The organism is Alcaligenes sp. SORT26, assembly GCF_017377875.1.
Classification (GTDB): Bacteria; Pseudomonadota; Gammaproteobacteria; order Burkholderiales; family Burkholderiaceae_B; genus Alcaligenes; species Alcaligenes parafaecalis.
Map to the genome: position 1 here is coordinate 3,839,720 of NZ_CP070975.1, position 15,383 is coordinate 3,855,102.

The following is a 15,383-nucleotide window of genomic DNA, read 5'->3' on the forward strand; positions in this document are numbered from 1 at the left end:
GAGCCTGGTTCATGTTTTCCGATGCCCGTCTGACCAACCTGATCGCCAATACGCTGGCTTTGCTAGCGGTATCGGCATTGGTGATCGGTGTTGTGGTTTGGGCAGTGCGTCGTCCCTATTTCAATATTGAGCGCATCCAGATCGAATCTTCGCAGGGTGAGCCTCTTGCTTATGTGACTCCGGAAGGGGTGAAGGCCACGATTGCAGGCCGTCTGGAAGGCAACTTCTTCACGGTGGATCTGGACAAGTCGCGCGCCTTGATTGAAACGGCTCCCTGGGTACGACGCGCACAAATCCGACGCGTTTGGCCCAACAGCCTGTCGGTACGCATTGAAGAGCAGCAACCGCTGGCTTACTGGAACGAAGACGAAATGATCAACACCTGGGGTGAGTCATTTTCGGCCAATAAAGCCGTGGTTCCTGATGAAGTGGATTTGCCCCAGTTAAGCGGCCCTCCCAATTCGGAGCGTCTGGTGGTGCAACGGTATGCCGAGCTGGCACGCTGGTTTGGTCCCCTGGAGGTGCAGGTCAGTGAAGTGACCTTGAGCCCGCGCTACGCCTGGGATGTGGTTTTGTCGAACGGGATGCAGTTGAGCCTGGGCCGTGACCCGGCGGCTGACATTGCAGACCCGCACGGCCGTAAAGGGGCTTTGCCCTTTGCGGTGCGGATTGAACGATTTGTGCAGGCATGGCCTGCCATGATGCAGCGGCTTGGCGACCGTGCTTTGCAAAGTGCCGATTTACGTTACCCGAATGGCTTTGCGATAACGCTGGCTCCGGTTTCATCTACCCCTGTGAAGTAAAGAACATATGACTCGTGACATCAAAGACCTGATCGTTGCATTGGACATCGGCACCAGCAAAGTGGTTGCGGTGGTGGCCGAAGTGCTGCCGGAAGGCCGGTTTGAAGTGCTTGGTCTGGGCCAGCATGAATCCCAGGGCATGCGCAAAGGGGTAGTCGTCAATATCGAGACGACGGTCAATTCCATCCAGCGCGCTCTGGAAGAGGCGGAGCTGATGGCCGATTGCAAGATCCGTGAGGTTTACACCGGAATTGCAGGCAGCCACATCACCAGCTTCAACTCCAGCGGCATGGTGGCGGTGAAAGACAAGGAAGTGACGGCAACTGATGTGGCGCGGGTGATTGAAACGGCCAAGGCCGTGAATATCCCGACGGACCAGCAAGTGCTGCACGTGCTGACGCAGGAATTCATTGTGGATTCGCAAGAAGACATCCGCGAGCCTATCGGCATGAGCGGTTTGCGTCTGGAAGTGCGGGTTCACATTGTGACCGGTGCCGTCAGTGCAGCGCAGAACATCGTCAAGTGCGTGCGTCGTTGCGGTCTGGAAGTGCAGGACCTGATTTTGCAGCCTCTGGCTTCCAGCTTGTCCTGCCTGACCGCCGACGAAAAAGAATTGGGTGTGGTGCTGGTAGACATTGGTGGCGGTACAACCGACATCGCCATCTACACCGGTGGCGCGATCCGTCATACCGACGTGATTCCTATCGCGGGCGACCAGATCACCAGCGATATCGCTGCCATGCTGCGCACGCCGACGCCGGATGCGGAAGAAATCAAGCTGCGTTTTGGGGTGGCCAAGCAGTCGCTGGCCCATCCGGAAGAAATGATCGAAGTGCCCGGTCTGGGTGATCGTCCCAACCGCCAGGTCAAGCGCCAGGCTTTGGGTGCAGTGATCGAGCCGCGTGTGGAAGAGCTGTTTACCTTTGTGCAGCAAAGTCTGCGCGAATCGGGCTACGAAGACTTGCTGTCCTCGGGCATCGTGCTGACCGGTGGTACGGCCATGTTGCCGGGCATCGTGGAGTTGGCCGAGGACGTCTTTCTGAAACCCGTGCGTATTGCCGTGCCTAGCTACGAAGGCAGCCTGGCTGATGTCATGCGCAACCCACGTTTTTCGACTGTTATGGGCCTGTTGACCGAAGCACGTCTGCAAAGCGCTCGTGGCCGCAAAGTGGCCCAGCAAAAAGGCAGCGTCAAAGGTTTGATGGCGCGCATGAAGGAATGGTTCATGAATTAAGGGCGTTGCAAGACGCTCAGGTCGGGCAGTCCGCAAGGGCGGTCCAGGAGGCAGTTCAAACCGGTTGCGAGCCCCCAGGTTGGCAGATGTTTTGAGCTGATTCCAAATTTCAGTTGTATCGGGGAAGTACGTAGAAACTTGACTAATTAAGTGTTTGAGTGGGAGTCAATCATGATGAACTTTGAAATGTTAGATACCAGCGGTAGCGGCACGGTCATTAAGGTCGTGGGCGTGGGTGGCGCAGGCGGCAATGCTGTGACGCATATGATTCACTCGGGTGTTCAGGGTGTTGATTTCATTTGCGCCAATACCGATTCGCAGGCCCTGGCCAGCAGCGACGCACCGATTCAGATCCGTCTGGGTCGCAGCGGCCTGGGTGCCGGTGCCAAGCCTGACCAAGGTCGTGCAGCAGCAGAAACTGCTCGCGAAGAAATCCGCGCTGCCTTGAACGGTGCCAATATGGTGTTTATCACGGCCGGTATGGGCGGTGGCACCGGTACAGGCGCCAGCCCCGTCGTGGCTGAAGTAGCCAAGGAACTGGGCATCTTGACCGTGGGTGTTGTCACCAAACCTTTCTCTTTTGAAGGCAACCGCCGTTTGCGCATGGCCGAAGAAGGGATCGAGGAGCTGAGCAAGCACGTTCACTCCCTGATCGTTGTATTGAACGAAAACCTGTACGACTTGATGGACGAGGACGCAACTCAGTCCGACTGCTTCAAGGCGGCTGACGATGTCTTGCACAATGCCTGCGCCGGTATTGCCGAGATCATCAATGTTGAAGGTAACGTGAACGTCGACTTTGAAGACGTGAAAACCATCATGGGCGAGCAAGGCCAAGCCATGATGGGTACGGCTGTGGCTTCTGGCTCGAACCGTGCTCGTGAAGCGGCCGAGCGTGCCATTGCCTGCCCATTGCTGGAAGGTGTGGACCTGCACGGTGCCCGCGGTATGCTGGTGAACATCACTTCTTCGGCATCCCTGAAAATGCGCGAAACCCGCGAAATCATGGACACCATCCGTGGTTACGCTGCTGAAGACGCCACGGTTATTTTCGGTACGGCTTACGACGAATCCATGGGCGACAGCCTGCGTGTTACCGTTGTGGCTACCGGTCTGGGTCGCAAGCAAGCGCGTCCACAGTTGGTACAAAACAACGAAGAAGTGTTACGTACAGGTACGGACAACATGCCTGTCATCGGTGTGGATTACGCCAACGCCGACGTGCCAGCGGTCATCCGTAACCCACGTAGCCAAGCCTCGGCCCAGGTGCGTGCTTTGGAGACAGCCGGTATGGATCACTTCGATATTCCGGCGTTCTTGCGCAAGCAGGCTGATTAAAAATCAAGTTCGGCGATTACCCGAGTCGCCAATTTGATTTCTCCCACGACTCCCCCTGAGCGTCCGCGTTCAGGGGGTGTAAGTGCTTTGTTATGTCGGGGTGTTTGACGTTTGACAATCGCGCAGGTCTATAAAAAGCGTATAGTGGATAACCCGCATTACGGTTACAATAGTCTTTGCGAACAATACTTTACAAATACAAGAACAGCCATGCTTCGTCAGCGCACCATCAAAAATGTCATCAGTACCAAAGGGGTCGGCCTGCACTCCGGTCGTCGTGTCGAGCTGACACTGCGTCCCGCTGCGCCTGACACGGGTATTGTGTTTCACCGTATTGACTTGCCGGAAATCGTGGATTTGCCTGCGCAAGCCGATAAGGTCGGTGGCACGCGTATGGCGTCGGTGCTGATCAAGGACAATGTCCGGGTTTCAACTGTAGAGCATCTGATGTCCGCCATTGCTGGCCTGGGCATTGATAACCTGCATGTGGACCTGACGGCTGAAGAAGTGCCCATCATGGATGGCAGCGCAGGCACGTTTGTGTATTTGTTGCGTTCGGCAGGCTTGCAAGAGCAGGAAGCTGCCAAGAAATTTTTGCGTGTCCTCAAACCCATTGAAGTCTCCGAAGGCGAGGGTCAGGACATTAAGTGGGCTCGTCTGGAGCCCTATGAAGGCTTTGCCCTTCAGTTTTCTATTGATTTTCACCACCCGGCTATTGATGCAACCGCCAATTTTGCCGAGGTGGATTTTGCGCATGACTCGTATGTGAAGACTATTTCGCGTGCGCGTACCTTCGGGTTCGCCAGTGAAGTGGAAGCTTTGCGTGCGGCTGGTCTGGCCCGTGGCGGCAGTTTGGACAATGCCATCGTCATGGACGAGTACCGCGTCCTGAATAGCGACGGTCTGCGTTACGAGGACGAGTTCGTCAAGCACAAGATTCTGGATGCGATTGGCGACTTGTACCTGATTGGCAAGCCCCTGATTGCGCGCTATGTGGCGTGCAAATCCGGGCATGGTTTGAACAACCAGTTGGCGCGCGCCTTGCTCGCCGCCCAGGATAGTTGGGAACTGGTGACTTTCGAGTCCGCCGCCAGTGCGCCCCATGCTTTTTCCAGCGAGTGGAAATTCGCTTGATACGCGCTTAGGGTCCCGATCTTGGTGTTTTGTTTAGCCGCGATGATGACGCAACAAGCGTTCGATGGCTTCAGCCAAGGGACCTTGCGGCAATGAGTCATGCAGCTTTTCAAATGATTCCAAGGCCCGCTCGTCCAGGACTTGTACCTGGCGTGCGGGCTTTTCTGTCACGCTTGCAAACAAATGGGCTTGCACGTGGACCAGCGCCTCGCTAATGTTCCAGCCAGCGGCATTCATATGTCGCGTCACAGTAGGCAAAAGCTGACGCAGCTTGGCCGCATGCGCCGCGCTGGGAACTGCCAGCGTCAATTGCTGTCTGTCTATACGAGCAACTTTACAAGCCTTGCCCAAAGCAGGTGGCAAGGCTTTATTGACATGGGTCTGTGCCGCCATTAGCTGCCGGGCCATTTCCAGTACCTGGGAACCTTGCTGGTCGTTGGCCAGCCAACCCAAAGCGTGGCTTTGCCCGCTACTGCGTTTTTTCGCGGCTGAGGTAAAAGGGGGCTTCCAGGTCATGTTCGAGGTTATACGAGAGTGGATCAACATAAAGACTATACGTCCTTAGATGCTAAAGCCAAAGGGGTGCGCCGTACGGTGATCGCCCTGGTGGCTCTGGTATCGCTGGGCGTTTCCGCTGGCGCAGGCGCTTTGGTGCAGTCGCACTGGGGTGATCGCGGTGGCGTCTTGCTGGATGCGGGTATGGCTCAAAGCCAGGCCGCCGCCATGCAGGATAACGTGACCCGTCTGGCTGAAAAAGTGGGCGGTTTGCAGGCCAAACTGATTGAGATGGACGGCGTTACCAAGCGCGTGGCCAAAGCAGCCGGAATCGAATACACCGATCCGGAGCTGGCTGGTGCCATGCCAGTCCAGGATCTGGAAGTCATGGACAGCATGGACGGCGCTGATCTGGTCTGGAACGCGGATCGCCTGGGTGAGCAGTTGGATAATCTGGCCAAACAGATGTCCGAGCAGCAGGACTGGTTCCAGATGCTGGACACCGTGCTGACCGAGCGCTCCGGCAACGAAGCGCGTCTGCCCAATTACCGTCCCGTCGATTATGACGAGGTTGCTTCCTCCTTCGGCTGGCGTCGCCACCCGATTTCGGGTCGCCATGCCTTGCACGAAGGTCTGGACTTCCCGGCTCCCAAGGGAACGCCGATTTATGCGGCTTCCGGCGGCGTAGTGTCTGAAGCCCGTTACATGACGGGTTACGGCAAGCTGGTGGAAATCAATCATGGCAATGGCATGAGCACCCGATATGCCCATGCGTCCTCAATCGTTGTTAAATTAGGCGACGTAGTAGAGAAAGGGCAGTTGATCGCCCGAGTCGGGTCTACGGGACAGTCTACCGGCTCGCACCTGCATTTTGAGGTGCGCATGGCGGGACAGGCCCTGGACCCCAAGCTTTTTCTGCCTGCGCGTGAGTACGTAGAACAGCAGATCGCGCAATTGGATTCGGACAAGTAGTTCCGTCTCGCAGCATGTGCGTTAAACTGATTGTTTGCTTGCGCATCCCTTTTAACCAGAGATAGGCTCGAGGCACAGATTCAAGCCCTTGCGGCCTCGCCTACATTGACGACACAAGAATGGTTTCATTGCTGAAAAAGCTTATTGGCAGTCGTAACGACCGACTGCTCAAACAGTACCGTAAGCAGGTCGCCCAGATTAATGCTCTTGAGCCTTCTATTCAGGGCCTGAGCGACGAGGCCTTGGCTGCCAAGACGCAGGAGCTGCGCCAACGTGTTCAGGATGGCGCCTCGCTTAACTCGCTCTTGCCCGAGGCCTTTGCCATCGTGCGTGAGGCGGGTATCCGTGTATTTGGCATGCGCCACTTTGACGTGCAGATGCTGGGCGCGATTGCCTTGCACAACGGCAAGATTTCCGAAATGCGTACGGGTGAGGGTAAAACCCTGACCGCTACCCTGGCCGTGTACCTGAATGCACTGTCCGGCAAGGGCGTGCACGTGGTGACAGTTAACGATTACCTGGCACGACGCGACGCCGCCTGGATGGGCCGTTTGTACAACTTCCTGGGTCTGAGCGTGGGTGTCGTGGTTCCCCAGCAAGACAATGCCGAGAAGATTGCCGCCTACCAGGCCGACATTACCTACGGCACCAATAACGAATTTGGTTTCGACTACCTGCGCGACAATATGGAATACCGCGCCGAGGATCGCCGTCAGCGCGGTTTGTCCTACGCGATTGTCGACGAAGTTGACTCCATCCTGATCGACGAAGCCCGTACTCCGCTGATTATCTCCGGCCAGGCCGAAGACAATACCGAGCTGTACGTGCGCATGAACGTGGTTCCGCCCATGCTGACCCGCATGACGCAAGAGCCTCGTCCCCACGAGCCCGAGCCCGAAGGCGACTTCTGGGTCGATGAAAAGGGCCAGCAGGTTCATATTTCCGAAGCCGGTCACGAGCGTGCCGAGCAGATCCTGACCGAAATCGGTCTGCTGCCAGAAGGCGAATCGCTGTACGAGCCACGCCACATTTCCCTGATGCACCACCTGATGGTCGCCCTGCGCGCCCACAACCTGTTCTTCCGCGACCAGCAATACGTGGTCCAGGACGGTGAAGTGGTGATCGTGGACGAATTCACGGGCCGCTTGATGGCGGGTCGCCGTTGGTCCGATGGCTTGCACCAAGCCGTGGAAGCCAAGGAAGGCGTTCGCATTCAGAACGAAAACCAGACTCTGGCGTCGATTACCTTCCAGAACTACTTCCGTATGTACGACAAGCTGTCGGGCATGACGGGTACGGCCGATACCGAAGCCTACGAGTTCCAGGAAATCTACAGCCTTGAAACCGTCATCATTCCACCGAATCGTCCGCTGGCCCGTAAGGACCAGAACGACCAGGTTTTCAAAACAGATGACGAAAAATTCAATGCCATTCTGAAAGACATTCAGGACTGCCACGAACGTGGTCAGCCTGTTCTGGTGGGTACCACCAGCATTGAAAACTCCGAGCTGATCTCCACACGCTTGAACGCCGCTGGCGTCAAGCACGAGGTGCTGAACGCCAAGCAACACGCCCGTGAAGCCGATATTGTGGCTGAAGCCGGTATGCCCGGCCACGTCACTATCGCGACCAATATGGCCGGTCGTGGTACCGACATTGTGTTGGGTGGCAGCATCGAGCGTCCGATTGCACTGGTTCGTGAAAACGAGTCCCTGAGCGCCGAGCAGAAAGAAGCCCAGATTCAGGCTATTCGTGCTGCTTGGGAGCCGCTGAACCAGCAGGTCAAACAAGCCGGTGGTTTGCGTATTATCGGTACCGAACGTCACGAATCCCGCCGTATCGACAACCAGTTGCGTGGTCGTGCCGGCCGTCAGGGTGACCCAGGTTCCTCGCGCTTCTACCTGTCGCTGGAAGATTCGCTGATGCGCATCTTTGCCGGTGACCGCGTGCGCGCCATTATGGAGCGCCTGCGCTTGCCAGAAGGCGAGCCTATTGAAGCCCGCATGGTGACTCGTTCCATCGAGTCTGCCCAGCGCAAGGTTGAGGCCCGCAACTTCGATATTCGTAAACAACTGCTGCAGTATGACGACGTGGCTAACGATCAGCGCAAGGTGATCTATGCCCAGCGTAACGAAGTGCTGGAGTCGGGTGACATTACCGAGACTATCAGCAGCCTGCGCGAAGCCGCTGTCAGCCGTCTGTTCCGTGAATACGTGCCGCAAGACACGATGGAAGAGCAATGGGACGTTCCTGGCCTGACCACCGCTTTGCAAAGCACCTTCCAGATTGATCTGCCCCTGGCTGAAATGCTGGAGAAAGAATCCAATCTGACCGACGACGATTTGCATGATCGCGTTATTGAAGAATCCCAGCGCTTGTTGCAAGCCAAGGTTGATCAAGTGGGTCAGCCTAACTGGGGCAACTTCGAGCGCTCCGTGCTCTTGCAATCCATTGATACGCAGTGGCGTGGTCATTTGCAGGCTCTGGATCACCTGCGTCAGGGTATTCATCTGCGCGGTTACGCCCAGAAAGACCCCAAGCAGGAATACAAGCGTGAAGCTTTCGAGCTGTTCTCCGACATGCTGGACCGTGTGCGTGACGAAGTGGTCAAAGTATTGATGACCGTGCGCATCCAGACACCGGAGCAGGTCGAAGAAGCCGCTGTTGAAGTTCCTGCCAACTCCAATGTCCGTTTCCATCACTCGGATTACGATGCTGCTCTGAGCGGCGAAGATCCTGGTCTGGATGAAATGGCCAGCGGTGATGTGCCACGCGTGGGTCGTAACGACCCTTGCCCATGCGGTAGCGGCAAGAAGTACAAACAGTGTCATGGACGTTTGGCCTGATCCTGATCGGGGTCATCCAGTCTGAAGGCAGCTAGTTAAAAACCTCATGAGTCTTGGCTCATGGGGTTTTTTCTTGGCGGTAGGGAGGCTAGTTCGTAAACATTGGGCTTGTTTCTCTCCCTTAAGCTTTTTTTGCCCTTGCTTCCTGATCCTGTGCTTCTGTTTGGGACTGCTTGGTTTTTGGTTCGGCCCTGCTCTGTTATCTTTCGGTTTCCGATCTTTTGCTCGTGGCTTATGACTTCCGCTACCAAGCTTTTTGCTGGTTTTTGTGAGCACCTTGTTTCAGATTTCTCCTGTTCAAACACGGCGGCACTATCAGGCGCAGATTTTTAGCTTTCCTTCTGTTTTTCTCTTATGACGACGTTTCCTTTATTGCAGCGCGTAGCCCTCGTTGGTGCCGGTGAGGTAGCCCGAGCTTACGGTGCCGCCCTGAAATCAGCCGGTGTACAGATTCCATTCCTGTTGGTGCGACGTGTTAGTCCTGCCGCCCAGGACTTGGCCGATCAGCTAGAGGCTCAGCTTTGCATGCAGGCGGATGCGCAGTGGCAAGAGCTGGATGGCGTCCTGTCTGCCGTGACGGGGACGCAGGCGGCTACGGTGGCGCGTGCCGTCATGCCGCATTTGACGGCGGGAACGCTGTATATGGATTTGTGCACAGCCGAGCCGCAAGACATGGAGGCGATGGATGTTTTGGCTCACCAGCACGGCGTGGAGCTGGCGGACCTGGCCATCATGGGCTCTGTGCCGTCTACAGGCGCTCAGACGGCTTTGCTGGCAGCCGGGCAGGGGGCAGGCAGGGCAGCCGCGTTCTGGCAGGCTCAGGGCGCTCCTGTGCGCATCCTGCCCGGACAGGCCGGGGATGCGATGCGTTTGAAGTTGTTGCGCAGCCTGATGACCAAGGGCTTGGAGGCATTAGGGATTGAAAACCTGATGCTGGCCGAACGTATGGGCTTGAGGGCAGAGCTGTATGAAGTGCTGGAGGATTTGAACCAGCGGGGCTTGCAGGACTTCATGGAGTCCTGCTTGCGCAGCCATCTGGTACATGGCGTGCGCCGTCGTGACGAGGTTCTGCAAGTGCGCCGTCAATTGGAATTGGCTGGGATTGAGCCAAGGGTGACCAATGGCGTGCTGGATTTCTTTGAGCACACGGCGCAGACCGAGTCACTCCAAAGAAGTCAGGCCGTTGGGACGCAGGAGAGTCTGGAGGTGTTTTTGGAAGAGGCCCGGCTGTCGTCCTCCCGGTCTTAATTGCTTGGAAGGACAGTTTGGCACTCCCGTCAGATGCTTCGCGTCTGAGCTTGAGCCAGCTTGTGGGATTGGCTATCAAGTTTTTCTCCCGGGAAGGGGAGAGAGCTTGTGCTTAATCAGATGAAGCAATCATGCTGAAAACCAACGAGCCCCCCGACACTTGGGTGTTCCAGTGTTCGGGCTTATCGGGACCAGAAAATTAAAAGACGTGATCTAGTCCCTTTGACGTAGATATAAAAAAAAACCGGCCAGGAGCCGGTTTTTTTAATCATGACTGCTGGCGATTTACAGCAAGAACACCGTCGCCAGTCCCAGGAACAGCAGGAAGCCCAGCGAGTCCGTCGCAAAAGTCAGCAGCACCGAGGAACCCACAGCCGGGTCATTGCCAAAGCGATCGCGCAGAATCGGGATCATCACGCCCAGCGCGGCGCCAATCAGCATATTGCCTATCATGGCAGCCATCATCACAGCAGCAATGGCAATCGAGCCGGAGATGAACCAGGCAAAGAATGCCGTCACGGCACTGCCACAGACGCCGACCAGAAAGGTCACCAGCAGTTCACGCTTGATCAGTGGGATGACGTTGGAGCCTGTGACACGACCCGTGGCAATGGCACGAATAATCATGGTCATGGTCTGGTTGCCGGAGTTACCACCAATACCGGCCACAATCGACATCAGGAAGGCCAGAATCACGATATGGCTGACGGTGTCCTCAAAGCGTGAGGCAATAAAGGAAGCCGTCGCGGCGGTACAGAGGTTGATCAGCAACCACGGTGCCCGGTTACGGATAGCCGTACGGATGGGCGAGAAAATGTCGTCCTCTTGCAGACCGGCGCGGGACAGGGCCTGTTCTTCCGAGTCCTCTTGCAGCACGTCCACGACTTCGTCAATGGTGACGCGGCCAATCAGGCGGCCTATATCGTCCACTACAGGGGCGGACACCAAGTCATATCGCTCAAACGCCCCAGCGGCGTCCGAGTCCGAATCCAGCGGGTTCAGCGCCAGATAGTCCGTGGACATAACCGTTGATACCAGGGTTTCAGGTTCGCTGACCAGCATGCGGGTCAGGGACAGGGTGCCTTGCAGTTTGTCGGCGCGGTCTACCACGAAGATCTGGTCCGTGTGGTCGGGCAGTTCCTGCAAGCGGCGCAGATAACGCAAGACCACTTCCAGGGTGACGTCCTCACGTACGCGCACCATGTCAAAGTCCATGATGGCGCCCACGGTGTCTTCGGGGTAGCCCATGGCTTCAATCAGTTGTGCACGCTCTTCGTCCGTCAAACCACGTTGCACGGCGGCCACCACATCGGGCGGCAAGTCCGGTACCAGATCGGCAATCTCGTCGGCATCCATATTGCCGGCGGCGGCGATCAGGTCTGCCGCGTCCATGGAGCGGATCAGGGATTCACGCGCCCAGTCGGCCACTTCCAGCAGCACGTCGGCATCGTGCTCGGCATCGACCAGTTGCCAGATAGCCTGGCGTTCCAGCTCGGGCAAGGACTCCAGAATGAAGGCAATGTCGGCTGGATGCAGATCGTTCAGGATGGTCTTGATTTCGCTTTCATGCTGGCGATGAATCAGACCTTCAAGCAGGTTGGAGCGGTCGTCGTCCTCGAACTGACGCTGGGCCAGCGACTCGACCACTTCCTGGCGTTTAAGGATGTTCTTCAGGCGATAGAGTGCCTGTTGCGCATCCTCGGGCTCCAGGCGGCGCGGCTTGGGAGTGTCGCTGGGCGAAGTAGGGGGTACCAGGTTTTCCTGCATAGGCCTGCCTGTCACGAATACTTAGAGAGGGGGCAGCGGGCGGCTGCGGCGCTCGTCATCGGTGGCCACATAGGTCAGTGTGGCTTCCGTTACCTTGACCGTTTCCAGTTGCAGGCGTTTGCGTTCTGCATACACTTCCACCGACACCGTAATGGAGGTGCGGCCGGTTTTGACGATTTCTGTGTAGAAGCTCAGCAAGTCACCGACAAAGACCGGCTGCTTGAACGTGAAGGCATTGACGGAAATGGTCGCCACACGGCCTTGGGCGCGTCGGGTTGCGGGAATGGCCCCGGCAATGTCCACCTGGGACATGATCCAGCCGCCGAACACGTCACCGTGAATATTGGCGTCTGTAGGCATGGGCATGACGCGCAGGGTGGGTGCTCCGTCCGGCAGCGAAGAAAGATTGCTTGAGGTAGTCACAAATACTCCCGTATTGGAAGAAGGGGCTGTGGGGCCGCTGTCTGCAGCGCACGACGCACGCCGTCAGAAATAGAACCTGCCATTGTAACGGCAAGCTTTGGGCCCGCTATGAAACATTTGTTAAAGCGTCAACGGTGTTGTGCCAGCCAATCCAGCGCCAGCTTGGCCCAGTAACTGGCACCAATGGGAATCAGGGTGTCGTTGAAGTCGTAGCTGCCGTTGTGCAGCATGCACGGGCCCATGCCGTGGCCCTGGCTGCGATGGTCGCCATCCCCATTGCCCAGCCAGACATAGCAGCCGGGCACTTCCTGCAACATGAAGGAGAAGTCTTCGGCGCCCATAGAGGGGCGGATATCCTGGCGCAGCTTGTCGGGGCCGACCAGCTCCTGAATGACCTGTGCGCAAAAGGCCGCTTGCTCAGGATGATTGATGGTGGGGGGGTAACGGCGGTCAAAGTCGAACTGGGCGGTACAGCCCAAGGCGGCACAGCTTTGTTCGCTGAGCTCGCGCATGCGGGTTTCGACCAGATCCAGCGCTTCGGTGGAGAAGGTGCGTACCGTGCCGCGCATGACGGCTTCGTTGGGGATGACGTTGTCAGCCGAACCGGCATGAATCTGGGTAATGCTCAGAACCACAGGTTCCAGCGGGTCCACATTGCGGCTGACAATGGTTTGCAGGCTTTGTGCCAGTTGCACGGCTGCCATGATGGGATCGGCACCCAGATGTGGCATGCCGCCATGTGCGCCTTTGCCTTCAATGCGGATTTCAAAGGTATTGCTGGAGGCCATCATGGCACCGGGCAGCACGCCAAAGGTGCCTGCTGGCATGCCGGGCCAGTTATGCAGACCAAAAACCGCCTGCATCGGGAACAGCGTGAACAAGCCGTCCTTGATCATTTCGCGTGCGCCGCCAAACCCTTCTTCGGCAGGCTGGAAAATCAGATAGATGGTGCCTGCAAAGTTGCGGTTTTCAGCCAGATAGCGTGCTGCGCCCAGCAGCATGGCCGTATGGCCATCATGCCCACAGGCATGCATCTTGCCGTCATGACGGCTTTTGTGTTCAAACTCGTTCAGTTCCTGCATGGGCAGGGCGTCCATATCGGCGCGCAGTCCTACTGATGGTCCTTCGCCGCCTGTACCCTTCAAAATGCCTACGACACCCGTGACGCCCAGGCCACGGTGTACAGGGATGTCCCATTTCTCCAGCCAGGACGCGACTTGATCGGCTGTCCGGGTTTCCTCGAAAGCCAGTTCGGGATAAGTGTGGAGATCACGCCGGATGGCCGCAATTTCATGGGACCAGGCGGAAATGGGTTCAAACAGCTTCATGATGCGGGCTTGTCCTTGGGCTTGAACAATAAAGTAGAGTAGAGTTAACCATAAATAAACACGTATTAGGTGACAAGCCCTTGGATACTCAGCAAAAACCTTGGCTCGAGCATTATCCCGCATCCGTGCCCCATGACATCCAGCTAGGAGCCGAGCAGACCTTGATTGACTGTCTGGATGCGGCGATCAAAAAGCATAAAGACAGGACCGCGCTGACCTTTATGGGGTATGACATTTCCTATGCTCATCTGGACCGCAGCGCCGATGCGTTTGCCGCCTGGTTGCAGGCACAGGGTCTGGAGCGTGGCAGCCGTGTCATGTTGATGCTGCCTAATGGTTTGCCGTTCCTGATTTGCCTGTTGGGCACGATGCGGGCAGGCATGGTGGGCGTCAACACCAACCCCCAATACACAGAACGCGAACTGGAGTTTCAACTGGCCGATAGCCAGGCGCAGGTCATCGTGATTCTGGAAACCTTTGCGCATGTGCTGGAACAAGTGCCAGCCGCCGTCAAACCGGCCCATGTGGTGTTGAGCACCGTGGGTGATCTGATGGGTTTCAAGGGCAGTGTCGTAAACTTTGCCGTGCGTTACTTGAAACGTATGGTGCCGTCTTACTCTTTGCCCGGTGCGCAGCGTTTGGAAACTGTGCTGGCCCAAGGCAGCAAATCAAGTGTGAAGCGTCAACAGGCCAAGCCTGATGATCTGGCGCTCTTGCAATATACCGGCGGGACAACGGGGCGCCCCAAGGGGGCGATGCTCAGTCAACGTAATCTGATGGCTAACGTCTTGCAGGTTGAGGCGGTTGGGTTCCCTGCATTGGGTGACTTCAAAGGCCCGGCCTACACCATGATGGTGGCTTTGCCGCTGTATCACATCTTTGCTTTGACCGTCTGCGGCTTGTTTGCCATGTATGCTGGTATGCATATGGTGCTGGTCATGAATCCGCGCGATCTGAATTCGGTTCATAAAGCCTGGAAGCGCAATCCGCCTGAAGTGGTGCCTGCGGTGAACACCTTGTTCAATGCCCTGGCCAACCATGAAAAATTCCGTACCTTGCCTTTTGCTCAGCTCAAATTGTGCTTGGCGGGTGGGGCGGCTTTGCAAAAAGCCGTGGCCGAGCGTTGGCTGGCTGTGACAGGCTGCCCCTTGATTGAGGGTTACGGCTTGTCGGAAACCTCGCCGGTTGTGGCGGTGAACTCCACGGACTCACGGGAGTACAGCGGCACGATTGGTTTCCCTTTGCCGTCTACCGATGTGCTCTTGCTGGATGAGCAAGGTCAGCCCGTTGCCATGGGTGAGCAGGGCGAGTTGGCCGTTAAAGGGCCACAGGTTATGTCGGCTTACTGGAATCAGCCAGAGGAAACGGCGAACGTCTTTACTCCTAATGGTTTCTTGAAGACGGGCGATATTGGTGTCATGGATCAGCAGGGGCGAATTCGTCTTGTGGATCGCAAGAAGGACATGATTCTGGTGTCGGGCTTCAACGTCTATCCGAACGAAATTGAAGATGTGGTCGCGGCTCACCCCGACGTGCTGGAAGTGGCGGCGGTCGGTGTGCCCAGCGAGCATAGCGGGGAAAGCATCAAACTGTTTGTGGTGAAGCGCAATCCATCCTTGACGGAAGCGGATATCAAACAGTGGTGCAAAGAGCGTCTGACGGCTTACAAGCGGCCACGCGTTATCGAGTTCCGGGATGAACTGCCCAAGAGCAACGTGGGCAAGATTTTGCGTCGAGTTCTGCGGGATGAGGCCGCCAAGCCCAAAGCGCAGGCGTGATTTGGCGGGTCGGGGAA

The 15,383-nt window shown here is 56.8% G+C and carries 12 protein-coding genes; 8 read left to right on the plus strand and 4 right to left on the minus strand.

What is annotated here, in order from left to right; all coding sequences use genetic code 11:
* Window positions 1-11 precede the first annotated feature (11 nt).
* The 4 genes from JYG33_RS17520 to lpxC all read left to right on the plus strand — a co-directional run bounded on the left by JYG33_RS17520 (window position 12) and on the right by lpxC (window position 4,509).
* Window positions 12-803 carry a cell division protein FtsQ/DivIB gene (locus tag JYG33_RS17520; RefSeq protein WP_207873413.1) on the plus strand — a complete coding sequence of 264 codons (792 nt, stop codon included), beginning with the start codon at window positions 12-14 and terminating at the stop codon, window positions 801-803.
* Between the two features lie 7 nt (window positions 804-810).
* Window positions 811-2,037 (plus strand): cell division protein FtsA, encoded by a 1,227-nt coding sequence (ftsA, locus tag JYG33_RS17525; RefSeq protein ID WP_189391907.1) that lies wholly within the window; start codon window positions 811-813, stop codon window positions 2,035-2,037.
* Between the two features lie 171 nt (window positions 2,038-2,208).
* Window positions 2,209-3,375 carry a cell division protein FtsZ gene (gene ftsZ / locus JYG33_RS17530; RefSeq protein WP_207873414.1) on the plus strand — a complete coding sequence of 389 codons (1,167 nt, stop codon included), beginning with the start codon at window positions 2,209-2,211 and terminating at the stop codon, window positions 3,373-3,375.
* Between the two features lie 210 nt (window positions 3,376-3,585).
* Window positions 3,586-4,509, plus strand: coding sequence for a UDP-3-O-acyl-N-acetylglucosamine deacetylase (gene lpxC, locus JYG33_RS17535; protein ID WP_207873415.1), 924 nt, complete (start codon window positions 3,586-3,588; stop codon window positions 4,507-4,509).
* Window positions 4,510-4,542: 33 nt separating this feature from the next.
* Here lpxC and JYG33_RS17540 read toward each other — a convergent pair whose 3' ends face one another.
* Window positions 4,543-5,025, minus strand: a complete 483-nt coding sequence (locus tag JYG33_RS17540; protein WP_243430219.1) for a DciA family protein — start codon at window positions 5,023-5,025, stop codon at window positions 4,543-4,545.
* Window positions 5,026-5,043: 18 nt separating this feature from the next.
* On the opposite strand from JYG33_RS17540, the gene JYG33_RS17545 reads away from it, so the two are divergent.
* The 3 genes from JYG33_RS17545 (at window position 5,044) to JYG33_RS17555 (ending at window position 10,070) form a co-directional block, all read left to right on the plus strand.
* Window positions 5,044-5,976 (plus strand): M23 family metallopeptidase, encoded by a 933-nt coding sequence (locus tag JYG33_RS17545; protein WP_207873417.1) that lies wholly within the window; start codon window positions 5,044-5,046, stop codon window positions 5,974-5,976.
* Window positions 5,977-6,095: 119 nt separating this feature from the next.
* Complete coding sequence (secA, locus tag JYG33_RS17550) at window positions 6,096-8,822, plus strand: preprotein translocase subunit SecA (protein WP_207873418.1); 2,727 nt, start codon at window positions 6,096-6,098, stop codon at window positions 8,820-8,822.
* Between the two features lie 354 nt (window positions 8,823-9,176).
* Window positions 9,177-10,070, plus strand: coding sequence for a DUF1932 domain-containing protein (locus JYG33_RS17555; RefSeq protein ID WP_207873419.1), 894 nt, complete (start codon window positions 9,177-9,179; stop codon window positions 10,068-10,070).
* 285 nt (window positions 10,071-10,355) lie between these two features.
* Here JYG33_RS17555 and mgtE read toward each other — a convergent pair whose 3' ends face one another.
* The 3 genes from mgtE to JYG33_RS17570 all read right to left on the minus strand — a co-directional run bounded on the left by mgtE (window position 10,356) and on the right by JYG33_RS17570 (window position 13,588).
* The gene (gene mgtE / locus JYG33_RS17560) at window positions 10,356-11,837 is read right to left on the minus strand and encodes a magnesium transporter (protein WP_207873420.1); all 1,482 of its coding nucleotides are present in this window, start codon (window positions 11,835-11,837) and stop codon (window positions 10,356-10,358) included.
* Window positions 11,838-11,858: 21 nt separating this feature from the next.
* Window positions 11,859-12,203, minus strand: coding sequence for an acyl-CoA thioesterase (locus tag JYG33_RS17565; protein WP_222667978.1), 345 nt, complete (start codon window positions 12,201-12,203; stop codon window positions 11,859-11,861).
* Window positions 12,204-12,388: 185 nt separating this feature from the next.
* Window positions 12,389-13,588 carry a M20 aminoacylase family protein gene (locus JYG33_RS17570; protein WP_207873422.1) on the minus strand — a complete coding sequence of 400 codons (1,200 nt, stop codon included), beginning with the start codon at window positions 13,586-13,588 and terminating at the stop codon, window positions 12,389-12,391.
* An 80-nt stretch (window positions 13,589-13,668) separates the two neighbouring features.
* Between JYG33_RS17570 and JYG33_RS17575 the strand changes: the two genes are divergently transcribed.
* On the plus strand, window positions 13,669-15,366 hold the full coding sequence (locus JYG33_RS17575) for an AMP-binding protein (RefSeq protein ID WP_207873423.1): 1,698 nt from the start codon (window positions 13,669-13,671) through the stop codon (window positions 15,364-15,366).
* The last annotated feature ends 17 nt before the right edge of the window (window positions 15,367-15,383 follow it).